The organism is Brevundimonas sp. BAL450 (genome assembly GCF_015767455.1).
Taxonomy (GTDB): Bacteria; Pseudomonadota; Alphaproteobacteria; order Caulobacterales; family Caulobacteraceae; genus Brevundimonas; species Brevundimonas abyssalis.
In genome coordinates this window covers 182,709-206,265 of sequence record NZ_JADWOW010000060.1, presented here as the reverse complement: position 1 = coordinate 206,265, position 23,557 = coordinate 182,709, and the positions used below count along the sequence as shown (strand labels likewise).

Genomic DNA, 23,557 nt, shown 5'->3' with positions numbered 1-23,557 from the left:
TCCCGACAGCGTGAAACAGACGGACAAGAACAGCGTGACCATGGCGACCAAACCCCTTGGCGGGGCCGATACCAGACCCCTTGGCGGGGCCGATACCAGCAACGATTCCGGACCGGCGATCGCACGCGCCTTCGTGGCGGCGCGCAGCGAGGCGCGCGCCCTGCCCGACTATCCCGGAGACGTTCCGGGCGGCATGGACGCGGCTTACGCCATTCAGGACGAGGCTATCGGCCTGTGGGACGATCAGGTCGTCGGCTGGAAGATCGGCCGCATCCCCGACGCCTGGCTGGAGCGACTCAAGGCGCCCCGCCTGGCCGGACCCATCTTCCGCCGCGCCGTATGGACGGCGGTCGAGGGCGAGACGATGGACTTTCCGGTCTTCGAGGGCGGATTCGCCGCCGTAGAGGCCGAATTCATCCTGAAGCTGGCCAAGGACGCTCCCGCAGACCGCACCGACTGGACCGCCGAACAGGCCGCAGACATGGTCGAGACCCTGATCGTCGGCGTGGAACCGGCGGGCAGCCCGCTGGCCACCATCAATGTTCTGGGCCCGCCCGTCGTGGCGTCGGACTTCGGCAACAACGCCGGGCTGATCCTGGGCCACGAGGTGCCGGACTGGCGCGAGCGTCTGATGGACCTGACCTGCGAGACCTTCATCGACGGCCAAAGCGTCGGCAAGGGCGGCGCCGCGACCATTCCGGGCGGTCCGCTGGGGGCCCTGGCCTTCCTGCTGGAGCTGAACGCCCGGCGCGGCCGGCCGTTGAAGGCCGGCGACCTGATCTCCACCGGCGCGGCCACGGGCATCCATGACATCGTCGCGGGTCAGTCCTCGCGGGTGGTGTTCAACGGCGTGGGCGAAATCCTGTGCCGCGCTGTTCCGGCCCAAAGCCGCCAGGCTTGACGCCTGACGAAAGCGCCCTTCACCCCGGCTTCGTCGCCTGCTAACGACGCCGTTCCCATCCGTACGGAACGCGCATGACCATTCCCCGCATCGCCTGGGCCGCCTACGCCTTCGCCGCCGCCGTGATCGTGCTGGACCAGATCACCAAGGCCTGGATCCTGTACGGCCTGCATCTGCGCGAAGTGGGCCAGATCCCGGTGCTGGAGCCCATCTTCAACCTCACCTTCGTGCTGAACCGGGGCGTGTCCTTCGGCCTGCTGACCGGCGGGGAGACGGGGCGCTGGCTGCTGACGGTGTTCTCCATCGTGGTGGCCGGGCTGCTGGCCTTCTGGGCCACGCGGGCGGACCGGCGCCTGCTGATCACCGCCCTCGGCCTGATCATGGGCGGGGCGCTGGGCAACGCCATCGACCGCATCCGCTTCGGCGGCGTGGTGGATTTCCTGGACTTCTCGGGTCCGCGCTATCCGCAGGCTATCCAGGACTTTGTGAGCAGCATTGGTCTCGGATGGCTCATTCCCCACGGAGGGTCCATTTTTCCCTGGGTCTTCAATGTGGCCGACAGCGCCATCTCCATCGGGGTGGTGCTGCTGATCGCGGACAGCTTCATCTCCGAGCGGGCCGCCAAGGTTGGCGCGGCCCATGAAAAGTCGTAATCACCCCGGTTAATCGCGAGCGCGAACGCACGACCGTCTGAAAGAGCAGCTGACCATGCGACTGAATTCCACCCTGACCCTCGGCGCCATCGCCGCCACGGCCGTCGTCCTGACCGGCTGCAACAGTGTCCGTCAGGGCCTCGGACTGGAGCGTGTGACCCCCGACGAGTTCCGCGTCATCTCCCAGGCCCCGCTCAGCGTGCCGCCGGAGTACGGCCTGCGTCCGCCGGCGCCCGGCCAGCCGCGCCCGGCCGAACTGGCGCCGGAAAGCTCGGCCCGACAGATCCTGCTGGGTCAGCGCCAGGCCATCACCCGCTCGGCGGGCGAGGAATCCCTGGTCAGCGCCGCCGGCGCCGCCCAGGCCGACCCGCTGGCGCGCTATGTCATCGACGATGAGTTCGGCGACCTGGCCCACAAGGAAGAGGGTTGGGCCAACCGCGTCCTGTTCTGGCGACGGGGCGACGCCGCCTCCCAGGGCGCCACCCAGGTCCGCACGCCTGACGGCGTGACCACCATCGACCCGGCCACCGAGGCTGCGCGCCTTCAGGCCCTGACCGGCGGACGTGACGTGGTGATCCAGCGCGGCGGCGGCGGCATCAAGCTGCCCGGCCTCTGATCCGCCGGCCCTTCAAGCCAGACATTTCCGGCCCGGGCGCGATCGCACCCGGGCCGGTTTCGTTCTAGACTGGCTGTTCGCATGCCGATCCGTCGCCTCCCCCCCGAAACCGTCAACCGCATCGCCGCCGGCGAGGTGGTCGAGCGCCCGGCCAGCGCCGTCAAGGAGTTGGTCGAGAACGCGCTCGACGCCGGGGCCGCGCGCGTCGACATCCAGGCCGACGGCGGCGGCCTGTCGCGCATCCTGATCGCCGACGACGGAAAGGGCATTCCCAGGGACGAGCTGCCGCTGGCGGTGGAACGCCACGCCACCTCCAAGCTGGAAGCGGACGACGCGGGCGACGTGGACCTGCTGCGCATCTTCACCCTCGGCTTTCGCGGCGAGGCCCTGCCGTCCATCGGCTCGGTGGCGCGGCTGACCATCACCAGCCGGGCCATGGGCGCGCCGGAGGCCTGGGCCGTATCGGTGGAGGGCGGGGACCAGCGGCCCATCGCGCCCGGCGCTTTCCCCGGCGACCACGGGGCGCGGGTGGAGGTGCGCGACCTGTTCTACGCCACCCCCGCACGGCTGAAATTCATGAAGTCGGCGCGGGCCGAGGCCATGGCCATCTCCGACGAGATCAAGCGGCAGGCCATGGCCCATGAGGCGACCGCCTTCACCCTGACCCTGGACGGCAAGACCACCCTGCGCCTGCCCGCCGAACATCCCGGCGACGAAGGGCGGCTGAAGCGGCTGGCGGCGTTGCTGGGGCGGGACTTTGAGGACAACGCCCTGCTGATCGACCAGTCCCGCGACGGCATCCGCCTTTCTGGCTATGCGGGCCTGCCCACCTATTCGCGGGGCAATGCGGCGCACCAGTTCCTGTTCGTCAACGGGCGGCCGGTGAAGGACCGCCTGTTGCAGGGGGCGCTCCGCGGCGCCTATGCCGACTTTCTGGCGCGGGACCGGCATCCGGCGGCAGCCCTGTTCCTGGACATCGATCCGCTTTCCGTTGACGTCAACGTGCACCCGGCCAAGGCGGAGGTGCGGTTTCGCGACCCGGCGATGGTGCGCGGCCTGATCGTCGGCGCCCTGCGCCACGCCCTGGCGGCGGCGGGGCACCGGGCCTCCACCACCGTGGCGGCGGACGCCCTGTCCGGGTTCCAGCCCCATATGGGTGTGGGAGGACCCTACAGCCCTTCCGGCCCGGCCGCCGAGGGCTGGAGCGGCTGGACCGGATGGAGCCGGCCCGAGGCCGCCGCCCAGGTCATTCCCGGCCTGAACGAACGCTCGGCCCGGGTGGAGACGGCCTGGCCCGTGCCGTCGGACCGACCGCCGTCGGGTGAGGCCGCAGGGTTCATCGACCCGCTGGATTACCCGCTGGGGGCGGCGCGGGCGCAGCTGCACGCCAATTACATCGTGGCCCAGACCCGTGACGGCCTGGTCGTCGTGGACCAGCACGCCGCCCACGAACGGCTGGTCTATGAGCGCATGAAGACCCAGATGGCCGAGGGCGCGGTGACGCGACAGGCCCTGCTGACGCCCGAGGTGGTCGAGCTGGACCCGGCCGAGGCCGAGCGGGTGGCGGACCGCGCCGACGAACTGGCCGCGCTGGGCCTGATCGTCGAGGCGTTCGGCGCCGGCGCCGTGCTGGTGCGCGAGACCCCGGCCCTGCTCGGCGACTGCGACGTGCAGGGGCTGATCCGCGACATCGCCGACGACCTGTCCGAACACGGCTCGGCCCTGGCCCTCACCGAGCGGCTGGGCGAGGTGTGCGGCACCATGGCCTGCCACGGCTCGGTGCGCTCGGGGCGGGTGCTGTCGGCGCCCGAGATGAACGCCCTGCTGCGCCAGATGGAGGCCACCCCCCACTCCGGGCAGTGCAACCACGGCCGCCCCACCTATGTGGAGCTGAAGCTGCACGACCTGGAGAAGCTGTTCGGGCGGCGTTGATCAGGCCTCGGCGCGGCCCCGGCCCGTGATCTTGCGCCAGATGCGCTTGCGCGCCTCCAGCACCGACAGGCCCAGGGTCGCGGCGATGCTCCAGAACAGGGCCTCGGTGGCCACGGCGGCGACCACGACCAGGATCAGACGGGTCTGGCGCGACACATCCATATAGAGCCCCACGCCCAGGGCGATCCACGCGGCGACGGCGGCGACGCCCACGGCGATGCTGAGCGCGATCAGGAAGCCGCGGCCTTTCTTCAGGACGCTGGTCTTTTCCGGCGCGGCGGGAGCGGGGGCGGCGTTTTCGATGGTCATGGCGGGTCTCCTCATTCAATCGGCGGAAATCCGCCCTCGGAAATGAAAGTCTCGCCCGCGTCGGGAGTCTTTCAGAGGTGACGGCGGAAATCGTATCGCCGATGGTCGGGGGCATGGGATTGGGACGAGACCGGGACTTCGAGACGCTGCTGGCCCAGCACGGCCCGATGCTGCGCCGCATCGCCGGCAGCTATGAAGCCGATCGCGAGCGGCGGCGCGAGCTGGAGCAGGACATCCTGCTGGCCGTCTGGCGCGCCCTGCCGCGCTTTCGGGGCGAGGCGCCGGTCAAGGCGTTCCTGGCGCGGGTGGCCCACAACCGGGCCGTGACCCACGTCTCGAAAGAGGCTGTCCAGCCGCGCCGCGCGCCGCTGGACGAGGCCATGCCGTCCGACGATCCCACGCCCCACGATCAGGTGGAGGCCGAGGATCTGCGGGCGCGGCTGACCGAGGCGGTGCGGGCCCTGCCCCTGTCGCTGCGCCAGCCCGCCGTCCTGACGCTGGAGGGATTCAGCCCCGCCGAGATCGGCCCCATGCTGGGGCTGAACGCCAACGCCGTCTCCATCCGCCTGACCCGCGCCAAGGCGGCCCTGAAAGATCTGATGAACCCGGAGGCCTCGTCATGACGCCCAACGAAGACTGGACCGACCTGAGCGACGCCTGGACCGCGCCTGCCCGTGACGATCAGGCGCTGGCCCAAATGGCCCGGCAGGTGCGCCGCCGCAGCCGGCTCGGGCGGTTGAATTATATGTTCGAGCTGACCGCGTGCATGATTGCCGCGGGCCTCGGCGCATGGGTGCTGGCGACAGGGCCGTCGGACCAGTGGCTGCTGGGGTCGGCGGCCGTCATCTTCGGCCTGTTCTCCGCCGCCATGACCGTGTGGGCGCGCGGAACGCGGACGACCGATGATCTGGAGACCCCGGAACAGGCGCTGACCGCCGCCATCCGTCAAGCCGAAGCCGGCCGCCGCTGGGCCTGGGCGGGAATCGCAATCACCCTTGGCGCCGCCGTGTTCCTCGGGCTCGCCATGGCCGCATACCCGGACGAGGGCGATCTGACGGTCCTGTATACGGTCGGGGCATTGTTCGTGTTCGGCGGACTGGCTTTCTATCTCCGCCACCAGCACCGCTGCACACAGCGGATCGCGCAACACAGCCGCGCGCTGGAGGACTTGCAGGCCTAGCGTAGCAGACGCGGTCAGGCCGGGTTGCGGGCGCCGCGGGTCTGTTTGCGCCACAGGGAGGCGTATTCGCCGCCCTGACGGGCGACCAGCTCCATATGGGTTCCGCGCTCGACGATGCGGCCGTCCTTCAGCACCAGAATCTGGTCGGCGTCGGCGATGGTGGACAGGCGGTGGGCGACCACCAGCGTTGTCCGCCCGGCGCGGGCCTTGCGCAGGGTCTTCTGGATGGCCTGTTCGGTGCGGCTGTCCAGGGCGCTGGTGGCCTCGTCCAGGATCAGAATGCGCGGGTCGGCCAGCAGGGCGCGGGCGATGCCCACCCGCTGGCGCTCGCCGCCGGACAGCTTCAGGCCGCGTTCACCGACCCGCGTCTCCATGCCCTCGGGCAGGCCCCGGATGAAGTCGCCCAGCTCGGCGGCGTCGGCGGCGGCCCAGACCTCGGCCTCCGACGCGCCCGGGCGGGCAAAGGCGATGTTGACCGCGAGGCTGTCGTTGAACAGGGCCACGTCCTGGGGAACGAGGGCGACGGCGCGGCGCAGGGACGCCTGGGTCACCGCCCGGGCATCCAGCCCGTCGATCAGCACCCGGCCGACCTGGGGGTCGAGCAGGCGCAGGGCCAATTTGACGATGGTGGACTTGCCCGCCCCCGACGGACCTACCAGCGCTGTAGTCGTTCCCGGCGCGGCGATGAAGCTGATGTCGTCCAGACCCGTGGCGCGCGAGGAGTGCTGGAAGCCTACGCCCTCAAAGGCCACGGCCCCGCCCCGGTCGTCAGCGGGGGGTGGCAGGTCCAGGGCGTCCGGCGCATCGGCCACCTGGGGGGACTGGCGCGTGACCTTCAGCATCTCCTCCATGTCGATGAAGGACTGGCGGATCTCCCGATAGGCGAAGCCCAGGATGTTCAGGGGGGCGTAGAGGGAAATCAGGATCAGGACCGCGGCGGTCACGTCGCCCGGCCCCATGCGCCCGGCCGCCGCCTCGAACCCGGCCATGACCGCCATGACGCCGAGGCCGACGTTCATGATCAGGCCCTGGGTCATGTTCAGGACCGCCAGGGAGTTGTTGGCCTTGACCGCCGCGTCGCCATAGACGCCCAGCGCACGCTCATAGCTGTCGGCGGCGCGGGCCTCGGCCCCGAAGGCCTTGACCGTCTCGTAGTTGAGCAGGGCGTCCACCGCCTGACCCGCGGCCTCGGAATCCGCCGCGTTCATGATGCGGCGATGCTCCAGCCGCCAGTTGGAGATGGCGAAGGTGATCACCGCATAGATCACCACCACCGCCACGGCCACGGCCCCGAAACGCCAGTCATAGGCGCCCGCCAGCACGCCGGCCGCCAGGATCAGCTCAAGCCCGGTGGGGATCAGGTTGAAGGCCAGGATGCGCAGCAGAAAGTCCACGGCGCGCGAGCCCCGCTCGACCGTGCGCGACAGGGAGCCGGACCGCTTGGTCTGATGGAAGTCCAGCGACAGGTTCAGGGCGTGGGCGAAGGTCTCGGCCGCCGTGGTCCGCTGGGCCGCCTGACGCACCGGGGCGAACACCATGTCCGAAAGCTGGGGCGCGGCGGAGGACAGAAACCGGATCACCGCCCAGCCCAGCGCAAAAGCCACAAAGCCCGCCGCCACACCGACGGCGGCGCCCTGATCGGCCGCCAGACGGTTGACCGCCGCGCCCAGGGCCAGGGGCGCCAGCACGCCCAACGCCTTGCCGATCAGGGTCAGAAGAATGGCGCCGGTCAGGCGGGTCCTGAGCCAGGGCGCTCGCGAACGGCTCACCAGACGCGCCAGATCCATGAGCGCGCCCAGCGTCCCCGGTCCTTCTGTCCTCGTCTCGACCCCGGCCAGCTGCGCGCGGACCTCCGGGTCGGCGCGTCGACGGCCCGAGCGCTCACCACGCATCGCCATGGGGCCTATATGGCGGCCTGATCAGCTTGGTGAAAGGGCGGAGTTCTCACCAGCCGTCCGCGCGCCAGGCGATCTCGCCGTCCAGCACGGTCATCAGGGCGCGGCCCCCGGGGATGTCCTCGGCCGGGACGGTCATCAGATTGATGTCGAAGACGGTGAAATCGGCGCGCTTGCCCACCTCGATGGTCCCCAGCTCGTCCTCGCGGAACGAGGCGTAGGCCGGGCCGAGGGTGAACATCCGAAGGGCGTCGGCCCGATCCAAGGCCTCGTCCGGCCGCCAGTCCGGGCCCTGGAAACCGTTCAGGTCGCGGCGGGCCACAGCGGCGTAGAATTCGATCAGGGGATCGCCCCGCTCCACCGGCGCGTCGGTCCCGCCCACCACCGTCACGCCCGCGTCCATCAGCGAGCGCCAGGCGTAGGCGCCGTCCAGCCGGGCGTCGCCCAGACGGTCCGGCGCGAAGTGCAGGTCGCCGATGGCGTGGCTGGGCTGCATGGAGGCGATGACAGGGATGTCGTGGAATCGCGTGAAGTCGGCCGGGCGCAGCACCTGGGCGTGCTCGATGCGCCAGCGCGGGTCGGCGCCCGCCTCCGCCTCGCCCAGCACCTCGGCGTACCAGTCCAGCACCTGGGCGTTGCCCCGGTCTCCGATGGCGTGGGTGGTGATCTGGACGCCGTTCCGGAGCGCGGCGCGATACAGCGGCAGGGCGTCCTCATCGGTCATCTGCATCAGGCCGGAGGTGTGGGCTGCATCCGCATAGGGCTGGAACAGGGCCGCGCCGCGAGAGCCCAGCGCGCCGTCGGCGTAGAGCTTGATGGCGCGGGTGATGATCCTTCCGTCGGCCACGGCGCGCGGGCCATGGACGAAAAGGGCCTCGGCGCCCTCCGGGGTAATCGAGTTGTAGACCCGCAAGGGGGCCTCGCCCGCCCCGGCCATGGCCTCCATCAAGGGGATGTCCGCGATGGGCACGCTCATGGAATGGATGCCGGTCCAGCCGTAGCGGGCGTAGACCTCGAACCCCGCCTCATAGGCCTGGCGGCGGAACGCCTCGCTGTCGGCCGGGCGCAGATCATCCACCAACGCCATGGCCGCGTCGATGAGCAGGCCGTTGGGCGTCCCGGCCGCGTCGGTCAGGATGTCGCCGCCGAAGGGCGCCTCGGTGTCGGCCGTAATCCCGGCGGCCTCCAGGGCGGCGGTGGAGGCGACCAGGGCGTGGCCGTCGGACCGGCCCAGCAGCACGACGCGGCCCGGAGCGGCGGCGTCCAGATCGGTCCGCTCCAGCATCCGGCCCTCGGGCCAGTGGGTCTCGATCCAGCCGCGCCCGGTGATGGGGCCCTCCGGGTTGGCCTCGGCCCAGGCCGACAGGCGCGCCATGGCCTCGGCGATGGAGGCAGCCCCCTCCAGGTTCAGGGTCAGTTCGCGCGCGCCGATGCCCGCCAGATGGCCGTGGCCGTCGGTGAAGCCCGGATAGAGGCTGGCGCCCCTCAGGTCGATCACCGCCATGTCCGCCGGGGTCGGGGGCGCGTCGGCGCGGCGGCCGACCCAGGCGATGCGGCCGTCGCGCACGATCACCGCCTCGGCGGCGGGGGCGTCCTCCACGCCCGTGTGGATCGGCCCGCCGTGGATCATCATGTCCTGGGCGGCGGCGGCCTGCGCCATCAGCGCCAGCGCGCCGGCGAGGATGATGGGTTTCATGAAGAGCCTCCCTTTCGGCGCAGGGGAGCCCTCGGCGCCGCTGGCGTCAAGCGCGGAACCCTCCATATTGACGGCATGCAACTGTTCACCATCGGATATGAGGGCGAGCCCCAGGCCGCCGTGATCGAGCGGCTGAAGGCGGCCGGGGTCCAGCGTCTGATCGACGTGCGGGCCGTGGCCGCCTCGCGACGGGCCGGGTTTTCCAAGACCGTGCTGGACGAGAGCCTGAGGGCGGCGGGCATCGACTATGTCCACCTGCGCGCCCTGGGCACGCCCAAGTCGGGCCGCGACGCCGCCCGCAAGGGCCGGATCGGCGAGATGCGCGCCATCTTCGCCGATCACATGGCCGAGCCGGACAGCCAGCTGGCGTTCGAGCAGCTACGCGATCTGGCGCGCGAGCGGCCCGTCGCCCTGCTGTGCTTCGAGGCGGACCACGCGGGTTGCCACCGCTCGGTTCTGGCCGAGCGGCTGGCGCGCGAGGACGGCTTCGAGGTGGTGAACCTCTAGAGTTATTCCGCCCGGACCACCGGATCGGCCGAACCGGTGGTGATGGGGTGGTAGCCGGAGCGGGCTTCTTCGTAGATGCGCTGGGCCAGCGGACGGCCCCAGTCGCCCTCCGCCATCAGGGCCACGTACAGCGGCTGGGTGAATTTACGGCGTCCCATGCCGGTCAGGAACTGCTCCAGCGCGGGAACCGCCGGGTCGTACTGATGGCGCACCGCGATCATCAGCCAGGCGAACAGGATCTCGCTGTTGCCCGCTTCCGACAGGCCGAAGGCGCGGTCCAGATCGGCCAGCTGGGCGTCGGTCATGATCTCGGGCAGGGTGCCCAGGAAGTGCTGCCACTCCTGCGTGACCCAGTCGCCGGTGTTCAGCTGCGCCGCCGGGGTTCCATTCACGAAGGCCTGGACCTGGGCCTCGACCTCGGTGAAGGCGTTCGAGGCGGGCTGGACCGCGTTGGACGGCAGGCCGGGACCATAGATCCAGGCGTCCATCTGAAGCGCGGCCTCCAGCGCGGCATCTCCGGCGATCAGATGCTCGCGGATGTCGGCCAAGAACATGGCCGTGGTCATGGGGCGGTAGGCGTTGCGGTCGAAATAGCCGCGCAGCCAGCCGTCGAACCGGTCACGACCCACGGTCCGCTCGATGGTGCGCAGGAAGAAGGCGCCCTTGTCATAGGCGATGGCGGTCATGCCCTCGTCCGGGTCGCGGCCGGCCAGGTTCAGGTGCAGGCTCTGATCCTCGGGCGGCAGTTCGGCCATCTCGGCCTGCAGCGAGGTCCACTCCAGCGCCCGCAGCATCTCGGCCCTCTCGGGACCGTAGATGGCCTCCATGATCCGGTTCTCGAAATAGACCGTGAAGCCCTCGTTGAGCCAGAAATCGTCCCAGGTGGCGTTGGTGACCAGATTGCCGGACCAGCTGTGGGCCAGCTCGTGCGCCACCAGCGACACCAGCGAGCGGTCGCCCGCGATGATGGTCGGGGTGGCGAAGGTCAGGCGCGGGTTCTCCATGCCGCCGAACGGGAAGCTGGGCGGCAGCACCAGCAGGTCATAACGGCCCCAGATGTAGGGACCGTAGAGTTCCTCGGCCGCCTCGACCATGGCCTCGACCTCGGGGAACTCGGCGGCGGAGCGCTCCAGCATGGAGGGCTCGGTGTAGACGCCGGTGCGCGCGCCCAGCGGCTGGAAGGCGATGTCGCCCACGCCGATGGCGATCAGATAGGGCGGCACCGGGTTGTCCAGGCGGAAGCGGAAGGCGCGGCGGCCGTCCGGCGTCCTCTCGCCCCCGGGCGTCAGCATCTCGGCGCTCATCACCGCCTTCATGTCCTCGGGCACGGTGATGCGGGCGGAATAGGTCTGGCGGATGCCGGGGCTGTCCTGGGTCGGGATCCAGGTGCGGGTCAGGATCGCCTGGCCCTGGCTGAACAGATAGGGCAGCTGGCCGCCCGCGGTCTGTTGCGGCGTCAGCCATTGCAGGGCCGCCGCCTCGGGCCGGGTGGAGTAATCGATGTGGATGCGCCCTTCGGTGAAGGGGATCGCGATGGTCAGCGGTTTGCCCATGAAGGGGCTTTCGTCGCCGATGGTGTAGTCCAGCGGGCCGTCGTCGGAGCGCACGCCGTGGATGTCCAGGTCGCGGATGTCCAGGATGATCTCGCCCGCGCCCGGTTCGGCCGTGATGTCGAGGCTGGCTGTGCCCGCCAGCATGCGCCGGTCGAAGTCCGCCGTCAGGTTCAGGTCCACGTGATGGACGCGCGCGATCTCGGGCCGGGCGTGGGAGTGGGCGTCGGCCACGTATTGCACCTGTGTGGGGACCTGCGGCCCGGCGACCTCGGTCATGGGCATGTTGGCGCAGGCGGACAGGCCGCCGGACAGGGCCAGGGCGGCCGCGATGGCGAGGGCGGAGGGGCGGATCATGTGGAGTTCCTGAACGGCGCGCCCTTCAGGGCGTCGTGATGGTCTGTCTTAGGCGTGGCGCTCGAACGGTTCAAATCCGCGAAGGATGCGGTTCAGGCCGGACGGACCGCCACCATCCACATGTTGTCGCTGGTGGGAAGGCGGTAGCTGGGGCCGAAGGCGCGGATGGTCAGGCCGGCCTGCTCCACGGCCCGGGACAGGGTCTCGGGGGTGAAGTAGTTGACGTGATCGGGGAAGCGCAGGCCGCACCATTTGGCGCCGCGCACCTTGGCGTTCCAGCTGGCGAAGTTGGGCACCTTGAGGATGGCCACGCCGCCGGGCTTCAGCACCCGGAAGGTCTGTTCCAGCACCGGCACGGGGGTGACGTCGTGCTCCAGGAACGAGCGCATCACCACTCCGGTCAGCGACTGTTCCTCGATCTGCTTGAGGCCGTTAAGGGCGTCGGCGTTGACAATGCGCACGTCGCGGTCCGCCAGCCGTTCCTCGGCCTCGCGGCAGATGGCGGGTGAAATCTCGATGCCGACGGGGGAGAACTGCGGCCCCAGCTCGGCCAGCTGCTTGCCGCCGCCGCAGCCCACGTCCACCACGGCGCCCGGCTCGGCATAGTGGTCCAGCAGGGCCGCCACGTTCTTGCGCGGCAGGGGCCGGAATTTGCGCCAGGCGTTGCGGGTCTTGAGCGCGACCGGACCCAGGCCCGCGTGACGGCGCGCGTTTTCGATGTGGTGTTGCTTCTCCCAGGCGAAGGTCTCGAACAGCTCCGAGATGTCCGGGGCGACCTCCAGATAGGTCATGTCGCAGTCCGGACAGGTCTTCATGCGCCACTCGTCCGGCGCGATGTCCAGGGTCGGTTGGTCTGCGTTGTCGCGGCCGCACAGCGGACAGCAACGCGTGATCAGCAAGGGCTGTCGACCGGCTTCGATTCGTTGGGCGGTCATGAACGCAATCCTGGGGGAGATTGCGCCAATATGCGCCAAACGGGCCCTCTGTCACGCGGCTTGTTTCAGGCCTTGCGGCGGAAGTCGGCGATGGCGGTGACGGTCTCGCGCACCTTGGCCTCGATGCCGGCCCAGTCGCCGGACTTCACGGCGGCGTCGGTGATCAGCTTGGAGCCCATGCCCGCCGCCACGATGCCGGCGCCGAACCATTTTTCGATGGAGGCCGCGTCCGGGTCCACGCCGCCGGTGGGCATGATCTTGGTCCAGGGCATGGGGCCGCGCACCGCCTTGACGAAGTCCGGGCCGCCCACGGACGAGCCGGGGAACACCTTGACGATGTCGCAGCCCAACTCCTGGGCGTCGGAGATCTCGGTGGCCGAGCCGCAGCCGGGCGAATAGGCGATCATGCGACGGTTGCACAGGCGCGCCACCTCGGGGTTCAGCATCGGCCCGACGATGAAGCGCGCGCCGCCGGCGATGTAGAGCCCGGCGGTGGGGGCGTCGACGATGGAGCCTACGCCCATGATCACATCGGGGTTCGCCTTGGCGAAATGACGGCTGACCTCGAGGAACACGTGAGCCGCGAAGTCTCCGCGGTTGGTGAACTCCACGGCCGGGGCGCCGCCCTTGGCGCAGGCCTCGATGACCGCGATGCAGGTCTCCACGTCCGGGTGATAGAACACCGGCACCACGCCCTGGCGCTCAAGCTGCTGCAGGACGCTCAGACGATCGTGACGCATGGGACCGGTTTCCTTGTTCTGTGGCGGGATCAGGTCGCCGGATTGAACGGTTGCGTCAAGCACCGATGGATCACACCGCGTTTCTCCCGATCATTCGTAGAGGGTAGCTTTTGACCACCGACCCGCTAGGCTTCAGGACGAAGGCCGCCGGTCGAGCGGTCACGGAGGACCCCATGAGCGAACCCGCATCCGATCTGGAGACATTCCGCGCCGAGACCCGCGCCTGGCTGGAGGCGAACTGCCCGGCCGAGGTGCGCGAACCCATGCCGTCCGAGGCGGACATGATCTGGGGCGGCCGCAACGCCGTCTTCGCCACCCCGGCCCACGAGCGCTGGATGCGGACCATGGGCGAGCGCGGCTGGACGGCGCCGGAGTGGCCCCGCGAATACGGCGGCGGCGGGCTGAGCCGTGAGCAGGCCAAGGTGCTGGCCTCGGAGCTGCGCCGCATCAAGGCCCAGCCGGCCCTGAACAGCTTCGGCGTCTGGATGCTGGGCCCGGCCCTGCTGGCCTTCGGCACGGAGGAGCAGAAGAAGCGCTTCCTGCCCGAGATCGTGCGCGGCGAGATCCGCTGGTGCCAGGGGTATTCGGAGCCGGGCGCCGGGTCGGACCTGGCGGGGATCCAGACGCGGGCGGAGGACCGGGGCGACCACTGGATCGTCAACGGGCAGAAGGTGTGGACCTCCTACGCCGACAAGGCGGACTGGATCTTCTGCCTGGTGCGCACCGACCCCGAGGCGCCCAAGCACAAGGGCATCTCCTTCGTGCTGTTCGACATGACCACGCCGGGCGTCTCGACCCGGCCCATCACCCTGATTTCGGGCAAGTCGCCCTTCTGCGAGACCTTCTTCGACGACGTGCGGGTGGAGAAGGCGAACCTCGTTGGCGAGCTGAACCGGGGCTGGGACGTGGCCAAATATCTGCTGGCCCACGAACGGACCATGATCGGCGCCATGGGCGAGGTCATGGGTGGGGCCGCCCTGGGCCGGACGGCGGCCAAGGCGGTGGGACTGGACGAGGCCGGGCGGCTGGACGACCCCATGCTGCGCGCCCGCATCGCCGAGCTGGACGTGGACGGCGCGGCCTTCCGTCTGGCGCTGGAGCGCACCGGCGATCTGGCCAAGGCGGGGCGCGCCCATCCGGCCCTGTCCTCGGTGCTGAAGTATTACGGCTCGGAGCTGAACAAGCGCCGCCACGAGCTGCTGATGGCCGCAGGCGGGGCCGATGCGCTGGAGTGGGAAGGCGAGCGGTCCCGCGACGGCGCCGCGGCCCGCGACTGGCTGCGCACCAAGGCCAATTCCATCGAGGGCGGGACCTCCGAGATCCAGCTCAACATCATCGCCAAGCATCTGCTTCAGCTGCCGGGAGCCTGACCCATGCCCCTGATCCTTTCCGACGAACAGCAGATGCTGGCGGAGGCCGCCGACGGCTTCCTCAACGAGCACGCGCCCATCGCCCACCTGCGCAAGCTGCGCGACAGCCATGACGCCGACGGGGTCTCGCGGGACCTGTGGCGATCCTTCGGCGAGATGGGCTTCTCCGGCGTGCTGATCCCCGAGGACCAGGGCGGGTCGGGCCTGGGCGCGGTGGAGGCCGGGGTGGTGGCCGAGGCGCTGGGGCGGACCCTGACGCCCTCGCCCTTCCTGTCGTCCGGCGTGCTGGCGGCCACGGCCCTGAAGGCCGGATCGGGCGAGCAGCAGGCGGCCTGGCTGCCGAGGATCGCGGCGGGCGAGGCCATGGTTTCGCTGGCCGTGGACGAGGCCGGCAAGCACGCCCCGCACCGCATCCGGACCACCGCCGAGCGCTCCGGCAACGGCTTCAAACTGAATGGAAACAAGGGCTTCGTGCTGGACGGCCATGTGGCTGACGCCGTGATCGTGGCGGCCCGCACATCGGGAGAGGGCATGGACGGCCTGACCCTGTTCCTGATCGACCCCAAGACCGCAGGGCTTCAGATCGAGCGCACCGCCATGGTGGACGCCCACAACGCCGCCCGGGTGACCCTGACCGACGTGGAGGTCACCGCCGACGCCGTGCTGGGGCCGGTGGACGGGGGCGGCGAGATCCTCGAGCGCGTCCTGAACCTGGGGCGAGCCTGCGCCGCCTCGTCCCTGCTGGGAGCGGGGGATCAGGCGTTCAAGATCACCGCCGAGTACCTGAAGACCCGCAAGCAGTTCGGCAAGCTGATCGGCGAGTTCCAGGCCCTGCAGCACCGCGCCGCCCATGTCTTCACCGAGCTGGAGATCGTGCGCGCCGCGACCCTGGCCGCCCTGCAGAAGCTGGACGCGGGCGACGAGGACGCCGCCTTCGCCGTGTCGGTGGCCAAGGCCAAGGCCGGGCGCGTGGCCGAGCTGTGCGTGCAGGAGGCGGTGCAGATGCACGGCGGCGTCGGCATGACCGACGAGTACGACGTGGGCCTGTACATGAAGCGGGTCCGCGTCCTGAACGAGCTCATGGGCGACCATGGCTTCCACGCCAACCGGGTGGCCCGGGCGGGGGGCTACTGAGGACGGATTTCAGACTCCGGCGGGACAAAAAACAGGGTGCGAATAATGCGAATTGTACGAAATCCAGACCCCGAGCCGAAAAAAACAGGGTCTGAATAGTGCGAATTGTCCGAAATCGCCCCTCCGTCGTCTGGTGATGGAGGTCCATCATACGGGCGGCCGGAAGGGGTGGGCGCAAATTTAATGTTCGCGCCGGGGGCGGACGGCCCGACCCTCATCCGGCCGCTGCGCGGCCACCTTCTCCCAATGGGAGAAGGATGGATCAGCCGCGGGCCAGTTTCAGGAAGCGGTCCTGCAGTGTCGGGTCGGACTTGAACACGCCGGTGAAGCGGGTGGTGATGGTGGAGACATGGCGGTGGTGCACGCCGCGGGTGGTCATGCACTGGTGCTCGGCGTCGATCAGCACGGCTGTCCCGGCGGGCAGGAGGTTGTCCTCGATGGCCTGGGCGATCAGCTGGGTCAGGGTCTCCTGGGTCTGCAGGCGTTTGGAGAAGATCTCCACCACCCGCGCCAGCTTGGAGATGCCCACCACCTTCTCGGCCGGCACATAGGCCACATAGGCCTTGCCCAGGAACGGGGCCATGTGGTGCTCGCAGTGGCTCTCCACCTCGATATCGCGCAGCAGGACCATGTCGTCATAGCCCTGCACGTCCTCGAAGGTGCGGCTCAGCTCCTTCGCGGCGTCGGCGTCATAGCCCTGGAACCAGTCGCCATAGGCGTCCACCACACGTTTCGGCGTGTCGATCAGGCCCTCGCGCTCGGGATTGTCGCCGGCCCAGGCGATAAGGGTGCGCACGGCGTCCATGGCCTGCTCGCGGCTGGGGCGCTTGATGTCGCCGTCGTTGCTGACCAGGACGGGCTTGGCTTGGAGGTCCATGACACGCTTTCTAAAGGGCGGGAGCCCAAGACGCTCCCAATCGTGACGCCGACGGTTTATTGCACCGCGTCACGCCTATATGGGACGACCGGTGCGTCCCGCAAGAAAACGGATACCACGCGACCCCATGACGCTCCACCTGCACGACACCCTGGCCCGCAAGAAGCGGCCCTTCGAGCCCCGCGATCCGAACCGGGTGACGCTCTATGTGTGCGGGCCGACGGTCTATGACTTCGCCCATATCGGCAATGCGCGCCCGCCGGTGGTGTTCGACGTGCTGTTCCGCCTGCTGCGCCGCGCGTACGGCGACGGGGCGGTGATCTACGCCCGCAACGTCACCGACGTGGACGACAAGATCAATGCGAAGGCGACGAAGGAAGGCACGCCCATCGGCGAGGTCACGGCCCGCTACGAGGCGGCCTATCTGGAGGACATGGCGGCCCTGAACGTGCTGGCGCCGACGATGGCCCCCCACGTCACCGCCCACATGGACGCCATCATCGCCCAGATCGGGGCCATCATGGACAAGGGCTGCGCCTACGCCGCCGAGGGCCATGTGCTGTTCGACGTCTCGGCCTATGAGAACTATGGCCGCCTGTCCGGCCGGGATCTGGACGAGATGGTGGCCGGGGCCCGGGTCGAGGTGGCCCCCTACAAGCGCAATCCCCACGATTTCGTGCTGTGGAAGCCGTCGAAAGAGGGCGAGCCGTCCTGGGAGTCGCCCTGGGGCGCGGGGCGTCCCGGCTGGCACATCGAATGCTCGGCCATGATCGAGGCCAATCTGGGCCTGCCCATCGACATCCATGGCGGGGGCATCGATCTGGTGTTTCCCCACCACGAGAACGAGATCGCCCAGGGAGTCTGCGCCCACGGCCATGCCCATGGCCCGGACGCCCATGAGGAATACGCCCGATACTGGATGCACAACGGCTTCCTGACCGTGGACGCGGAGAAGATGTCCAAGTCGGTCGGCAATGTGCTGCTGCTGCACGATCTGGTGCAGCATGTGCCGGGGGAGGTGGTGCGCTGGGCCCTGCTGAGCGCCCACTACCGCCAGCCGCTGGACTGGAACCAGGCGCTGCTGGACCAGTCGCGCAAGAATCTGGACCGTCTGTATCAGGCCCTGCGCCGCGCCTCGGCCATTCCGGCGGCGGACGATGAGCCGTCCGAGGACTTCCTGACTGCGATCGAGGACGACCTGAACACCCCCGGCGCCGCCGCCGCCCTGTTCGCCCTGTCCAGCGAGATCGAGCGGGCCATGACCGCCGGCGACGAGGGCGCCGTGGCCGCCGCCAAGGGCCGGCTGCTGGCGGGCGGGGCCCTGCTGGGGGTGCTGCAGGCTGATCCCGACGCCTGGTTCGAGGGCGGGGCCGACGACGCCCTGAAGGCCGAGGTGGAGGCCCTGCTGGAGCAGCGGCTGCAGGCCCGCACCGAAAAGAACTGGCCCGAGGCCGACCGCATCCGCGACCGCCTGACCGAGCTGAAGGTGGTGGTCATGGACGGCCCCACGGGCGCCACCTGGCGGCTGAAGGACTAGGGCGCCGATGCGGGGGCGTAGGCCCATCGAAAGGGCCGGTTAACCTTCCGGCGTGAATCTCAGTGTGTTACGATTCGCTGTGACTCAAGCCGGTAACATCGCCATGACCAATGCCAGTCTAGAGCGTGAGATTGTCGCTTATGAGGGGATAGCCTCGCAACTTCGGGAACAGCATGGTTCCGGTTGGGTGCTGATGGTCCACGAGCAGTTCGTAAAAATGTTCACCGATTTCAGCGAAGCCGCTCGCTACGCCGATAGCCACCATCGTGGAGAACAGGTTCTCATCCGGCATACGGAAGGCGTGGTGGACAGCGCCCCGTTTCTGGCGGTTTGCCGCTAGGTGGGGCCGGAAATCTGGGTTTCGGGGCCGATCATACAAATCGGCATGTCTGGCCCTGGTGAAGCCTCCGAAAGTCTCGAAGCGCTCATAGACACCGGAGCCTCCACCATCTGCATTGATCGGAGGGTGGCTCTGCGCCTGGGGCTGCAATCAGTCGATCAGACAACGATGGAGGTGGCTGATGGATCGCGCATTCCATCGACCATTTATGCCGCGCGCGTGACCATACCCGAACTTGGATTCAATGACTGGGAACGCGTGGCGGCCATCGAAATGGAACACCCGAGCAACAGGGTGCTTCTCGGTCGATCATTTCTCCGCCACTTCATCACATCCTACAACGGCCGTGACGCGCGGTTTCATTATCACCGCCTCGGACCGCCCATTTACGAGGACTGGGACGGCTAGTCCTCGTCCCCCCATCCTCAGCCGCGGACTCGTCATCGACCCCAGCGCGCTGAGCACGACTTCCAAGGCGCGTAGGTATCCCAAGGGATGGACCCACACGGCTTTTGCCAGCCTGGGCGACTCCGGCTAGGAACGGAGCATGAACACCTTGATCCTCGTCTTCGCCGGGCTTTTCGTGGCGGCCTCGGCCGCCTTTGTCTGGGCCTTCATGGGCTGGCAGAAGGCGAAATCCGCCGCCGACGCCGCCCATCACAAGATCGAGGTGATCGAGGACGCCCGCGCCTCCATGGCCGACTATCTGCGCGCCCAGGCGGCGGAATCGGCCCAATCGGTGGCCAACCAGATGGTGGCCCGCGCCACCGAGACCTTTCAGGCCCAGGACCGGGTGGCCCGCGAGCGCATGGAGGCCCAGCTGAAGCCGGTCAGCGAGACCCTGGCCAAGTTTCAGGAGCATGTGCAGGCGCTGGAGAAGGTGCGGTCCGAGGAGACCGGCGGGCTCAAGGAGCAGCTGGCCCTGCTGATGACCGCCCACACCTCGACCCGGGACGAGACCCGCAAGCTGACCGAGGCCCTGCGCGGCAACACCGGGCGGCGCGGCCGCTGGGGCGAACAGACCTGCCGCAATGTGCTGGAGGCCGCCGGCATGGCGGGCCGCTTCGATTTTCAGGAGCAGACGTCGCAGGCCGACGACGAGGGCCGCCAGTCCCGGCCGGATTTCATCGTGCGCCTGCCCGGCGGCGGCATGTTCGTGATCGACGCCAAGGTGCCGCTGGCCTTCGACGCCGACGAGGAGGGCGACGAGGACAGCCGGGCCCAGGCTCGCTCGCTGAGGATCGCCGCCAGTCTGAAGACCCATGTGCGCCAGCTGGCGTCCAAGGCCTATCAGGACCAGTTCAAGCCCAGCCCCGATTTCGTGGCCCTGTTCGTGCCCGGCGACGCCTTCCTGTCCTCGGCCCTGGACCATGCGCCGGACATCATGACCCACGCCATGGATTGCCGGGTGGTCATCGTCACCCCCACCACCCTGTTCGCCCTGTGCAAGGCGGTGGCCTACGGCTGGCGGGCCGAGGAGCAGAGCGCCAACGCCGAACACGTGGCCCGGCTGGGCAAGGAGCTCTACAAGCGCCTGGCCACCATGGGCGGATACGCCTCCTCGCTGGGGGCGGACCTGGACCGGGCGGTGAAGCGCTACAACCAGTTCGTGGGCTCGCTGGAGAGCCAGGTGATGGTGCAGGCCCGCCGCTTCGAGGACCTGCAGGTGGACCACGAGGGCAAGGATCTGCCCGAACTGGCGCCGGTGGAGCAATCCACGCGCACCCTGAGCCGGCCCGAACTGATCGACAGCGCGCCGGACGGCGACAAGGCGCAATAGACTTGCGCCGCATCGGCGGCTAATCGGCGCCCATGACCGACGCCCTGTCCCCCTGCCCGCCCGACGACCAGCCCGTGGGCCGCATGATCGCCATGCCCGCCGACGCCAATCCCGAGGGCGACATCTTCGGCGGCTGGCTGCTGGCCCAGATGGACCTGGCCGGGTCCTCGCCGGCCTTCAATCTGGCGCGCGGCCGCTGCGCCACGGTGGCGGTGGACTCCATGGTGTTTCACCAGCCGGTGTCCGTGGGCGACGAGGTCAGCATCTATGCGACGGTGATCCGCACCGGCCGCACCTCCATCGGCGTGCGGGTCGAGGCGTGGAAGCGGGGCCGCGGTCAGGATGAGATGGTGCGGGTGACCGAGGGCGTGTTCACCTATGTGGCCATCGATCAGGACCGGAAGCCCCGGCCCCTGCCCGACCGCGACTGACCCCGCCCGGCGGTCGGAATTCTTGACCGGAGGGGCCTTTGCGCCTACCTCCGGGACATGGCCATTCGTCGCATCCTGACCGTGAACAATCCCGCCGACCTGGCGGTGCTCAAGACCGTCTGCACCCCCGTGGAGGCTGTGACCGACGACGTGCGCGCCCTGATGGATGACATGCTGGAGACCATGTACGACGCCCCGGGCATCGGCCTGGCCGCCGTTCAGGTCGGCGACACGCGCCGGATCGTGGTCATGGATCTGGGCGACGGCGGCGAGGACGGCGAGGCCCCGGAGAGCGAGGACGCGCGCAAGCCCAACCCCCGCTTCTTCATCAATCCGGAGATCCTGTGGGCCTCGGAAGAGACCGCGCCCTACGAGGAAGGCTGCCTGTCGATCCCCGAGTATTTCGACGAGGTCCAGCGCCCGGCGCGGATCAGGCTGCGCTATCTGAACCGTGATGGCGAGACGGTGGAGGAAGAGGCCGAGGGCCTTTACGCCGTCTGCGTCCAGCACGAGATCGACCACCTCAACGGGGTGCTGTTCATCGACCACCTGTCCCGGCTGCGCCGGGACCGGGCCATGACCCGGGTCAAGAAGGTCATGCGCGAGCGGGTGGCGGCCTGATGGCCCGCGCCAACGCCCGTCGCAAGGCCGTCCGCGCCGTGCGCAAGCCTCTGACCGGGCTTCAGAAGGCGGGCATCGGGTCGGCCGCGACCCTGATCGCCGTGGCGGGGCTGGGACTGATCGCCGGGGTGGTGCTGGACCGGCTGCTGAATTTCGACGACGCCTTTGACGCCGGCGGCGAATGGGACGAGGGCGGCGGCGTCTTCACCCGCTGGGACTGACCGGCTCGGCCGGGCGTCCCGCATGATCCTTTTCCAATGATTCTGGCCAAGCGCCCCGAGGTCGAGCGGTTCCTGGCCGCGCCGGACCCGGCGGTGCGGGCGGTGGTGATCCACGGCAAGGACCGGGGCGGCGTCGGCGAGCGGGGCCAGGCCCTGTGCCTGAAGATCGTGCCCGACCTGAACGACCCCTTCGACGTCACCCTGCTGACCGACAGCGATGTGGAGGCTGACGGCGCGGCGCTGGACGACGCCCTGTCGGCCCAGTCCATGACCGGCGGCCGGCGGCTGGTGCGGCTGCGGCTGTCCACCGACAAGGCGTCCACCGACAAGGCCGTGGCCGCGGCGCTCAAGACCCACACCGACGGCGGCTTCAACCCCGACGCCATGTTCGTGGTGGAGGCCGGGGCGCTGGGCCGCGATTCCGCGCTGCGGAAGGCGGCCGAAGCCTCGAAAGCGGCAGTCAGCATCGCCTGTTACGAGGACGAGGTGGGCGACGTGGCCCGGATGGTGCGCGAGGCCCTCGCGAAAGACCGGGTGGGCCTGACGTCGGACGCCCTGGCCCAATTCACCGCCCGCCTGCCCCGCGAACGGGGCCTGATGCGGCAGGAGATCGAGCGGCTGGCCCTGTTCATCGGCCCCGGCAGCGACCGGACCCTGGGTCCCGACGAACTGGAGCTGCATCTGGGGGTGGAGCCGGACGCGTCCCTGTTCGAGGCGGCGCTGCAGGCCTTCGGCGGACGGGCGGCGCAGGCCCAGGCCAATGTGCGCCGCGCCTTTGCGGAGGGCGAGAGCCCGGTGGCCGCCGTGCGCGCGGTCAGCGGCCACCTGAACCGTCTGAGGAAGATCCGCGCCCTGACCGACAACGGCGCCGGGCCCAAGGAAGCGACCAAGGCCGCGGGCGTGTTCTGGAAGCAGGAAGCCGAGGTGCTGCGCCAGATGCGCGCCTGGCGGCACGAGGATTTGTCGCAAGTCCTTGATAATACTCTGGAATGTGAGAAGGCCTGCAAGACCGCGGGCTCTCCCGACGCCCTGCTGGCCGAGCGCCTGCTGCTCGAGGTGGCGGGCCGGGCCCGGCGTCTGGGGCTCTAGGACCGGGTCAGGCGGCGGCAGAGGTCGTCCAGCTGCTCGAGGGCGCCGTAGCGGATGACCAGTTCGCCCTTGCCGCCCTTGTCGCGGACCTCGACCTTGAGGCCCAGGGCGTCGCCCAGATCCTGTTCAAGGGCCACCGTGTCGGCGGAGCGGTCGATGGCGGGCTTCGCCTTCGCCGGTTTGGGCCCGTCGGCCGCCTGACGGGCCAGGGCCTCGGTCTGGCGCACCGACAGGCCGCTCTTGATGATGGTGTCGGCCAGTTCGTCCGGGTTGGGCGCGGTGATCAGGGCGCGGGCGTGGCCGGCGGACAGGCGTCCGGCCAGCACATGGTCCAGCACCGGGTCCGGCAGGGCCAGCAGGCGCAGGGTGTTGGCCACATGGCTGCGGCTCTTGCCCACCACCCCGGCCACCACGTCCTGGGTGCGGTTGAAGCGCTCCATCAGGGTGCGGTAGGCGCGCGCCTCCTCCACCGGGTTCAGGTCCTCGCGCTGGACGTTCTCGACGATGGCGATTTCCAGCACCTGGGCGTCGTCCAGCTCGCGCACCAGCACGGGAATGGTCTTCAGGCCCGCCTTCTGGGAGGCGCGCCAGCGGCGCTCGCCGGCGATGATCTGCCAGCCGTCGCCGCCGGGCGCCGGGCGCACCAGCAGGGGCTGGAGCACGCCTTTGTCGCGGATGGAGGCGGACAGCTCGGCGATCTCGTCGTCCGAGAAATGGGTGCGGGGCTGGTCCGGGTTGGGATGCAGCTGCTCGATGGGGATGTCGCGCACGCCCACCCGCGCCTCGATGTCGGCGGCCACGGCCTCGGCGGTGTCCCCGATCAGGGCCGACAGACCCCGGCCCAATCCTCTTTGACGTTCAGCCACTTGTTTGATTCCGTTACACT

At 69.5% G+C, this 23,557-nt stretch carries 25 protein-coding genes; 17 read left to right on the top strand and 8 right to left on the bottom strand.

Features of this window, described 5'->3' with window-relative positions; all coding sequences use genetic code 11:
* The first annotated feature begins 40 nt into the window (after positions 1 to 40).
* The 4 genes from IWC96_RS13880 to mutL all read left to right on the top strand — a co-directional run bounded on the left by IWC96_RS13880 (position 41) and on the right by mutL (position 4,102).
* Positions 41 to 901 carry a 2-keto-4-pentenoate hydratase gene (locus IWC96_RS13880; RefSeq protein ID WP_045318743.1) on the top strand — a complete coding sequence of 287 codons (861 nt, stop codon included), beginning with the start codon at positions 41 to 43 and terminating at the stop codon, positions 899 to 901.
* A 74-nt stretch (positions 902 to 975) separates the two neighbouring features.
* On the top strand, positions 976 to 1,554 hold the full coding sequence (gene lspA, locus IWC96_RS13875) for a signal peptidase II (protein ID WP_021696421.1): 579 nt from the start codon (positions 976 to 978) through the stop codon (positions 1,552 to 1,554).
* A gap of 55 nt (positions 1,555 to 1,609) precedes the next feature.
* On the top strand, positions 1,610 to 2,170 hold the full coding sequence (locus IWC96_RS13870) for a DUF3035 domain-containing protein (RefSeq protein ID WP_021696420.1): 561 nt from the start codon (positions 1,610 to 1,612) through the stop codon (positions 2,168 to 2,170).
* Positions 2,171 to 2,251: 81 nt separating this feature from the next.
* The gene (gene mutL, locus IWC96_RS13865) at positions 2,252 to 4,102 is read left to right on the top strand and encodes a DNA mismatch repair endonuclease MutL (RefSeq protein ID WP_021696419.1); all 1,851 of its coding nucleotides are present in this window, start codon (positions 2,252 to 2,254) and stop codon (positions 4,100 to 4,102) included.
* Here mutL and IWC96_RS13860 read toward each other — a convergent pair whose 3' ends face one another.
* Positions 4,103 to 4,411, bottom strand: a complete 309-nt coding sequence (locus IWC96_RS13860) for a hypothetical protein (RefSeq protein ID WP_021696418.1) — start codon at positions 4,409 to 4,411, stop codon at positions 4,103 to 4,105.
* A gap of 113 nt (positions 4,412 to 4,524) precedes the next feature.
* Here IWC96_RS13860 and IWC96_RS13855 point away from each other — a divergent pair, with 113 nt between their 5' ends.
* Positions 4,525 to 5,034 carry an RNA polymerase sigma factor gene (locus IWC96_RS13855; RefSeq protein WP_045318742.1) on the top strand — a complete coding sequence of 170 codons (510 nt, stop codon included), beginning with the start codon at positions 4,525 to 4,527 and terminating at the stop codon, positions 5,032 to 5,034.
* Positions 5,031 to 5,591 carry a hypothetical protein gene (locus IWC96_RS13850; protein WP_021696416.1) on the top strand — a complete coding sequence of 187 codons (561 nt, stop codon included), beginning with the start codon at positions 5,031 to 5,033 and terminating at the stop codon, positions 5,589 to 5,591. The genes IWC96_RS13855 and IWC96_RS13850 overlap by 4 nt, the downstream gene beginning before the upstream one ends.
* Before the next feature lie 14 nt (positions 5,592 to 5,605).
* On the opposite strand, the gene IWC96_RS13845 is transcribed toward IWC96_RS13850, so the two are convergent.
* Together IWC96_RS13845 and IWC96_RS13840 are read right to left on the bottom strand one after the other, a co-directional pair.
* Entirely contained in the window at positions 5,606 to 7,483 is a 1,878-nt protein-coding gene (locus IWC96_RS13845; RefSeq protein ID WP_081703394.1) for an ABC transporter ATP-binding protein/permease, read from the bottom strand.
* A 52-nt stretch (positions 7,484 to 7,535) separates the two neighbouring features.
* Entirely contained in the window at positions 7,536 to 9,182 is a 1,647-nt protein-coding gene (locus IWC96_RS13840; protein WP_196839110.1) for an amidohydrolase, read from the bottom strand.
* Positions 9,183 to 9,257: 75 nt separating this feature from the next.
* On the opposite strand from IWC96_RS13840, the gene IWC96_RS13835 reads away from it, so the two are divergent.
* Entirely contained in the window at positions 9,258 to 9,689 is a 432-nt protein-coding gene (locus IWC96_RS13835; RefSeq protein ID WP_021696413.1) for a DUF488 family protein, read from the top strand.
* Positions 9,690 to 9,691: 2 nt separating this feature from the next.
* On the opposite strand, the gene IWC96_RS13830 is transcribed toward IWC96_RS13835, so the two are convergent.
* The 3 genes from IWC96_RS13830 to IWC96_RS13820 form a co-directional block, all read right to left on the bottom strand.
* The gene (locus IWC96_RS13830) at positions 9,692 to 11,596 is read right to left on the bottom strand and encodes a M1 family metallopeptidase (protein WP_021696412.1); all 1,905 of its coding nucleotides are present in this window, start codon (positions 11,594 to 11,596) and stop codon (positions 9,692 to 9,694) included.
* Between the two features lie 92 nt (positions 11,597 to 11,688).
* Positions 11,689 to 12,531, bottom strand: a complete 843-nt coding sequence (locus tag IWC96_RS13825; protein WP_081703391.1) for a bifunctional 2-polyprenyl-6-hydroxyphenol methylase/3-demethylubiquinol 3-O-methyltransferase UbiG — start codon at positions 12,529 to 12,531, stop codon at positions 11,689 to 11,691.
* 65 nt (positions 12,532 to 12,596) lie between these two features.
* Entirely contained in the window at positions 12,597 to 13,271 is a 675-nt protein-coding gene (locus IWC96_RS13820; RefSeq protein ID WP_045318740.1) for a bifunctional 4-hydroxy-2-oxoglutarate aldolase/2-dehydro-3-deoxy-phosphogluconate aldolase, read from the bottom strand.
* Between the two features lie 173 nt (positions 13,272 to 13,444).
* On the opposite strand from IWC96_RS13820, the gene IWC96_RS13815 reads away from it, so the two are divergent.
* Positions 13,445 to 14,641 (top strand): acyl-CoA dehydrogenase family protein, encoded by a 1,197-nt coding sequence (locus IWC96_RS13815; RefSeq protein ID WP_196839109.1) that lies wholly within the window; start codon positions 13,445 to 13,447, stop codon positions 14,639 to 14,641.
* Between the two features lie 3 nt (positions 14,642 to 14,644).
* Positions 14,645 to 15,775, top strand: a complete 1,131-nt coding sequence (locus IWC96_RS13810; protein WP_021696408.1) for an acyl-CoA dehydrogenase family protein — start codon at positions 14,645 to 14,647, stop codon at positions 15,773 to 15,775.
* A gap of 262 nt (positions 15,776 to 16,037) precedes the next feature.
* Here IWC96_RS13810 and folE read toward each other — a convergent pair whose 3' ends face one another.
* Positions 16,038 to 16,652, bottom strand: a complete 615-nt coding sequence (gene folE, locus IWC96_RS13805; protein WP_196839108.1) for a GTP cyclohydrolase I FolE — start codon at positions 16,650 to 16,652, stop codon at positions 16,038 to 16,040.
* A gap of 127 nt (positions 16,653 to 16,779) precedes the next feature.
* Here folE and cysS point away from each other — a divergent pair, with 127 nt between their 5' ends.
* The 8 genes from cysS (at position 16,780) to holA (ending at position 22,671) form a co-directional block, all read left to right on the top strand.
* Positions 16,780 to 18,189, top strand: a complete 1,410-nt coding sequence (gene cysS / locus IWC96_RS13800) for a cysteine--tRNA ligase (protein ID WP_021696405.1) — start codon at positions 16,780 to 16,782, stop codon at positions 18,187 to 18,189.
* A 103-nt stretch (positions 18,190 to 18,292) separates the two neighbouring features.
* Complete coding sequence (locus IWC96_RS13795) at positions 18,293 to 18,529, top strand: hypothetical protein (protein WP_148291417.1); 237 nt, start codon at positions 18,293 to 18,295, stop codon at positions 18,527 to 18,529.
* A 45-nt stretch (positions 18,530 to 18,574) separates the two neighbouring features.
* The gene (locus tag IWC96_RS13790; protein ID WP_255552790.1) at positions 18,575 to 18,937 is read left to right on the top strand and encodes a retropepsin-like aspartic protease; all 363 of its coding nucleotides are present in this window, start codon (positions 18,575 to 18,577) and stop codon (positions 18,935 to 18,937) included.
* A 139-nt stretch (positions 18,938 to 19,076) separates the two neighbouring features.
* On the top strand, positions 19,077 to 20,309 hold the full coding sequence (locus tag IWC96_RS13785; RefSeq protein WP_021696402.1) for a DNA recombination protein RmuC: 1,233 nt from the start codon (positions 19,077 to 19,079) through the stop codon (positions 20,307 to 20,309).
* Positions 20,310 to 20,341: 32 nt separating this feature from the next.
* Complete coding sequence (locus IWC96_RS13780) at positions 20,342 to 20,740, top strand: acyl-CoA thioesterase (protein WP_021696401.1); 399 nt, start codon at positions 20,342 to 20,344, stop codon at positions 20,738 to 20,740.
* A gap of 57 nt (positions 20,741 to 20,797) precedes the next feature.
* Positions 20,798 to 21,361, top strand: coding sequence for a peptide deformylase (gene def, locus IWC96_RS13775; RefSeq protein ID WP_021696400.1), 564 nt, complete (start codon positions 20,798 to 20,800; stop codon positions 21,359 to 21,361).
* Positions 21,361 to 21,582, top strand: coding sequence for a hypothetical protein (locus tag IWC96_RS13770; RefSeq protein WP_021696399.1), 222 nt, complete (start codon positions 21,361 to 21,363; stop codon positions 21,580 to 21,582). The genes def and IWC96_RS13770 overlap by 1 nt, the downstream gene beginning before the upstream one ends.
* Before the next feature lie 36 nt (positions 21,583 to 21,618).
* Positions 21,619 to 22,671, top strand: a complete 1,053-nt coding sequence (gene holA, locus IWC96_RS13765; protein WP_196839107.1) for a DNA polymerase III subunit delta — start codon at positions 21,619 to 21,621, stop codon at positions 22,669 to 22,671.
* Here the strand turns inward: holA and IWC96_RS13760 are convergent.
* A complete protein-coding gene (locus IWC96_RS13760; RefSeq protein ID WP_021696397.1) occupies positions 22,668 to 23,537 on the bottom strand; it encodes a ParB/RepB/Spo0J family partition protein in 870 nt (289 codons plus the stop codon). The genes holA and IWC96_RS13760 overlap by 4 nt on opposite strands.
* Between the last annotated feature and the right edge of the window lie 20 nt (positions 23,538 to 23,557).

Coding starts and splice junctions, on each gene's coding strand:
- IWC96_RS13880 (WP_045318743.1), top strand. CDS start 41: ATGGCGACCAAACCCCTTGGCGGGGCCGATACCAGACCCCTTGGCGGG.
- lspA (WP_021696421.1), top strand. CDS start 976: ATGACCATTCCCCGCATCGCCTGGGCCGCCTACGCCTTCGCCGCCGCC.
- IWC96_RS13870 (WP_021696420.1), top strand. CDS start 1,610: ATGCGACTGAATTCCACCCTGACCCTCGGCGCCATCGCCGCCACGGCC.
- mutL (WP_021696419.1), top strand. CDS start 2,252: ATGCCGATCCGTCGCCTCCCCCCCGAAACCGTCAACCGCATCGCCGCC.
- IWC96_RS13860 (WP_021696418.1), bottom strand. CDS start 4,411: ATGACCATCGAAAACGCCGCCCCCGCTCCCGCCGCGCCGGAAAAGACC.
- IWC96_RS13855 (WP_045318742.1), top strand. CDS start 4,525: ATGGGATTGGGACGAGACCGGGACTTCGAGACGCTGCTGGCCCAGCAC.
- IWC96_RS13850 (WP_021696416.1), top strand. CDS start 5,031: ATGACGCCCAACGAAGACTGGACCGACCTGAGCGACGCCTGGACCGCG.
- IWC96_RS13845 (WP_081703394.1), bottom strand. CDS start 7,483: ATGCGTGGTGAGCGCTCGGGCCGTCGACGCGCCGACCCGGAGGTCCGC.
- IWC96_RS13840 (WP_196839110.1), bottom strand. CDS start 9,182: ATGAAACCCATCATCCTCGCCGGCGCGCTGGCGCTGATGGCGCAGGCC.
- IWC96_RS13835 (WP_021696413.1), top strand. CDS start 9,258: ATGCAACTGTTCACCATCGGATATGAGGGCGAGCCCCAGGCCGCCGTG.
- IWC96_RS13830 (WP_021696412.1), bottom strand. CDS start 11,596: ATGATCCGCCCCTCCGCCCTCGCCATCGCGGCCGCCCTGGCCCTGTCC.
- IWC96_RS13825 (WP_081703391.1), bottom strand. CDS start 12,531: ATGACCGCCCAACGAATCGAAGCCGGTCGACAGCCCTTGCTGATCACG.
- IWC96_RS13820 (WP_045318740.1), bottom strand. CDS start 13,271: ATGCGTCACGATCGTCTGAGCGTCCTGCAGCAGCTTGAGCGCCAGGGC.
- IWC96_RS13815 (WP_196839109.1), top strand. CDS start 13,445: ATGAGCGAACCCGCATCCGATCTGGAGACATTCCGCGCCGAGACCCGC.
- IWC96_RS13810 (WP_021696408.1), top strand. CDS start 14,645: ATGCCCCTGATCCTTTCCGACGAACAGCAGATGCTGGCGGAGGCCGCC.
- folE (WP_196839108.1), bottom strand. CDS start 16,652: ATGGACCTCCAAGCCAAGCCCGTCCTGGTCAGCAACGACGGCGACATC.
- cysS (WP_021696405.1), top strand. CDS start 16,780: ATGACGCTCCACCTGCACGACACCCTGGCCCGCAAGAAGCGGCCCTTC.
- IWC96_RS13795 (WP_148291417.1), top strand. CDS start 18,293: ATGACCAATGCCAGTCTAGAGCGTGAGATTGTCGCTTATGAGGGGATA.
- IWC96_RS13790 (WP_255552790.1), top strand. CDS start 18,575: ATGTCTGGCCCTGGTGAAGCCTCCGAAAGTCTCGAAGCGCTCATAGAC.
- IWC96_RS13785 (WP_021696402.1), top strand. CDS start 19,077: ATGAACACCTTGATCCTCGTCTTCGCCGGGCTTTTCGTGGCGGCCTCG.
- IWC96_RS13780 (WP_021696401.1), top strand. CDS start 20,342: ATGACCGACGCCCTGTCCCCCTGCCCGCCCGACGACCAGCCCGTGGGC.
- def (WP_021696400.1), top strand. CDS start 20,798: ATGGCCATTCGTCGCATCCTGACCGTGAACAATCCCGCCGACCTGGCG.
- IWC96_RS13770 (WP_021696399.1), top strand. CDS start 21,361: ATGGCCCGCGCCAACGCCCGTCGCAAGGCCGTCCGCGCCGTGCGCAAG.
- holA (WP_196839107.1), top strand. CDS start 21,619: ATGATTCTGGCCAAGCGCCCCGAGGTCGAGCGGTTCCTGGCCGCGCCG.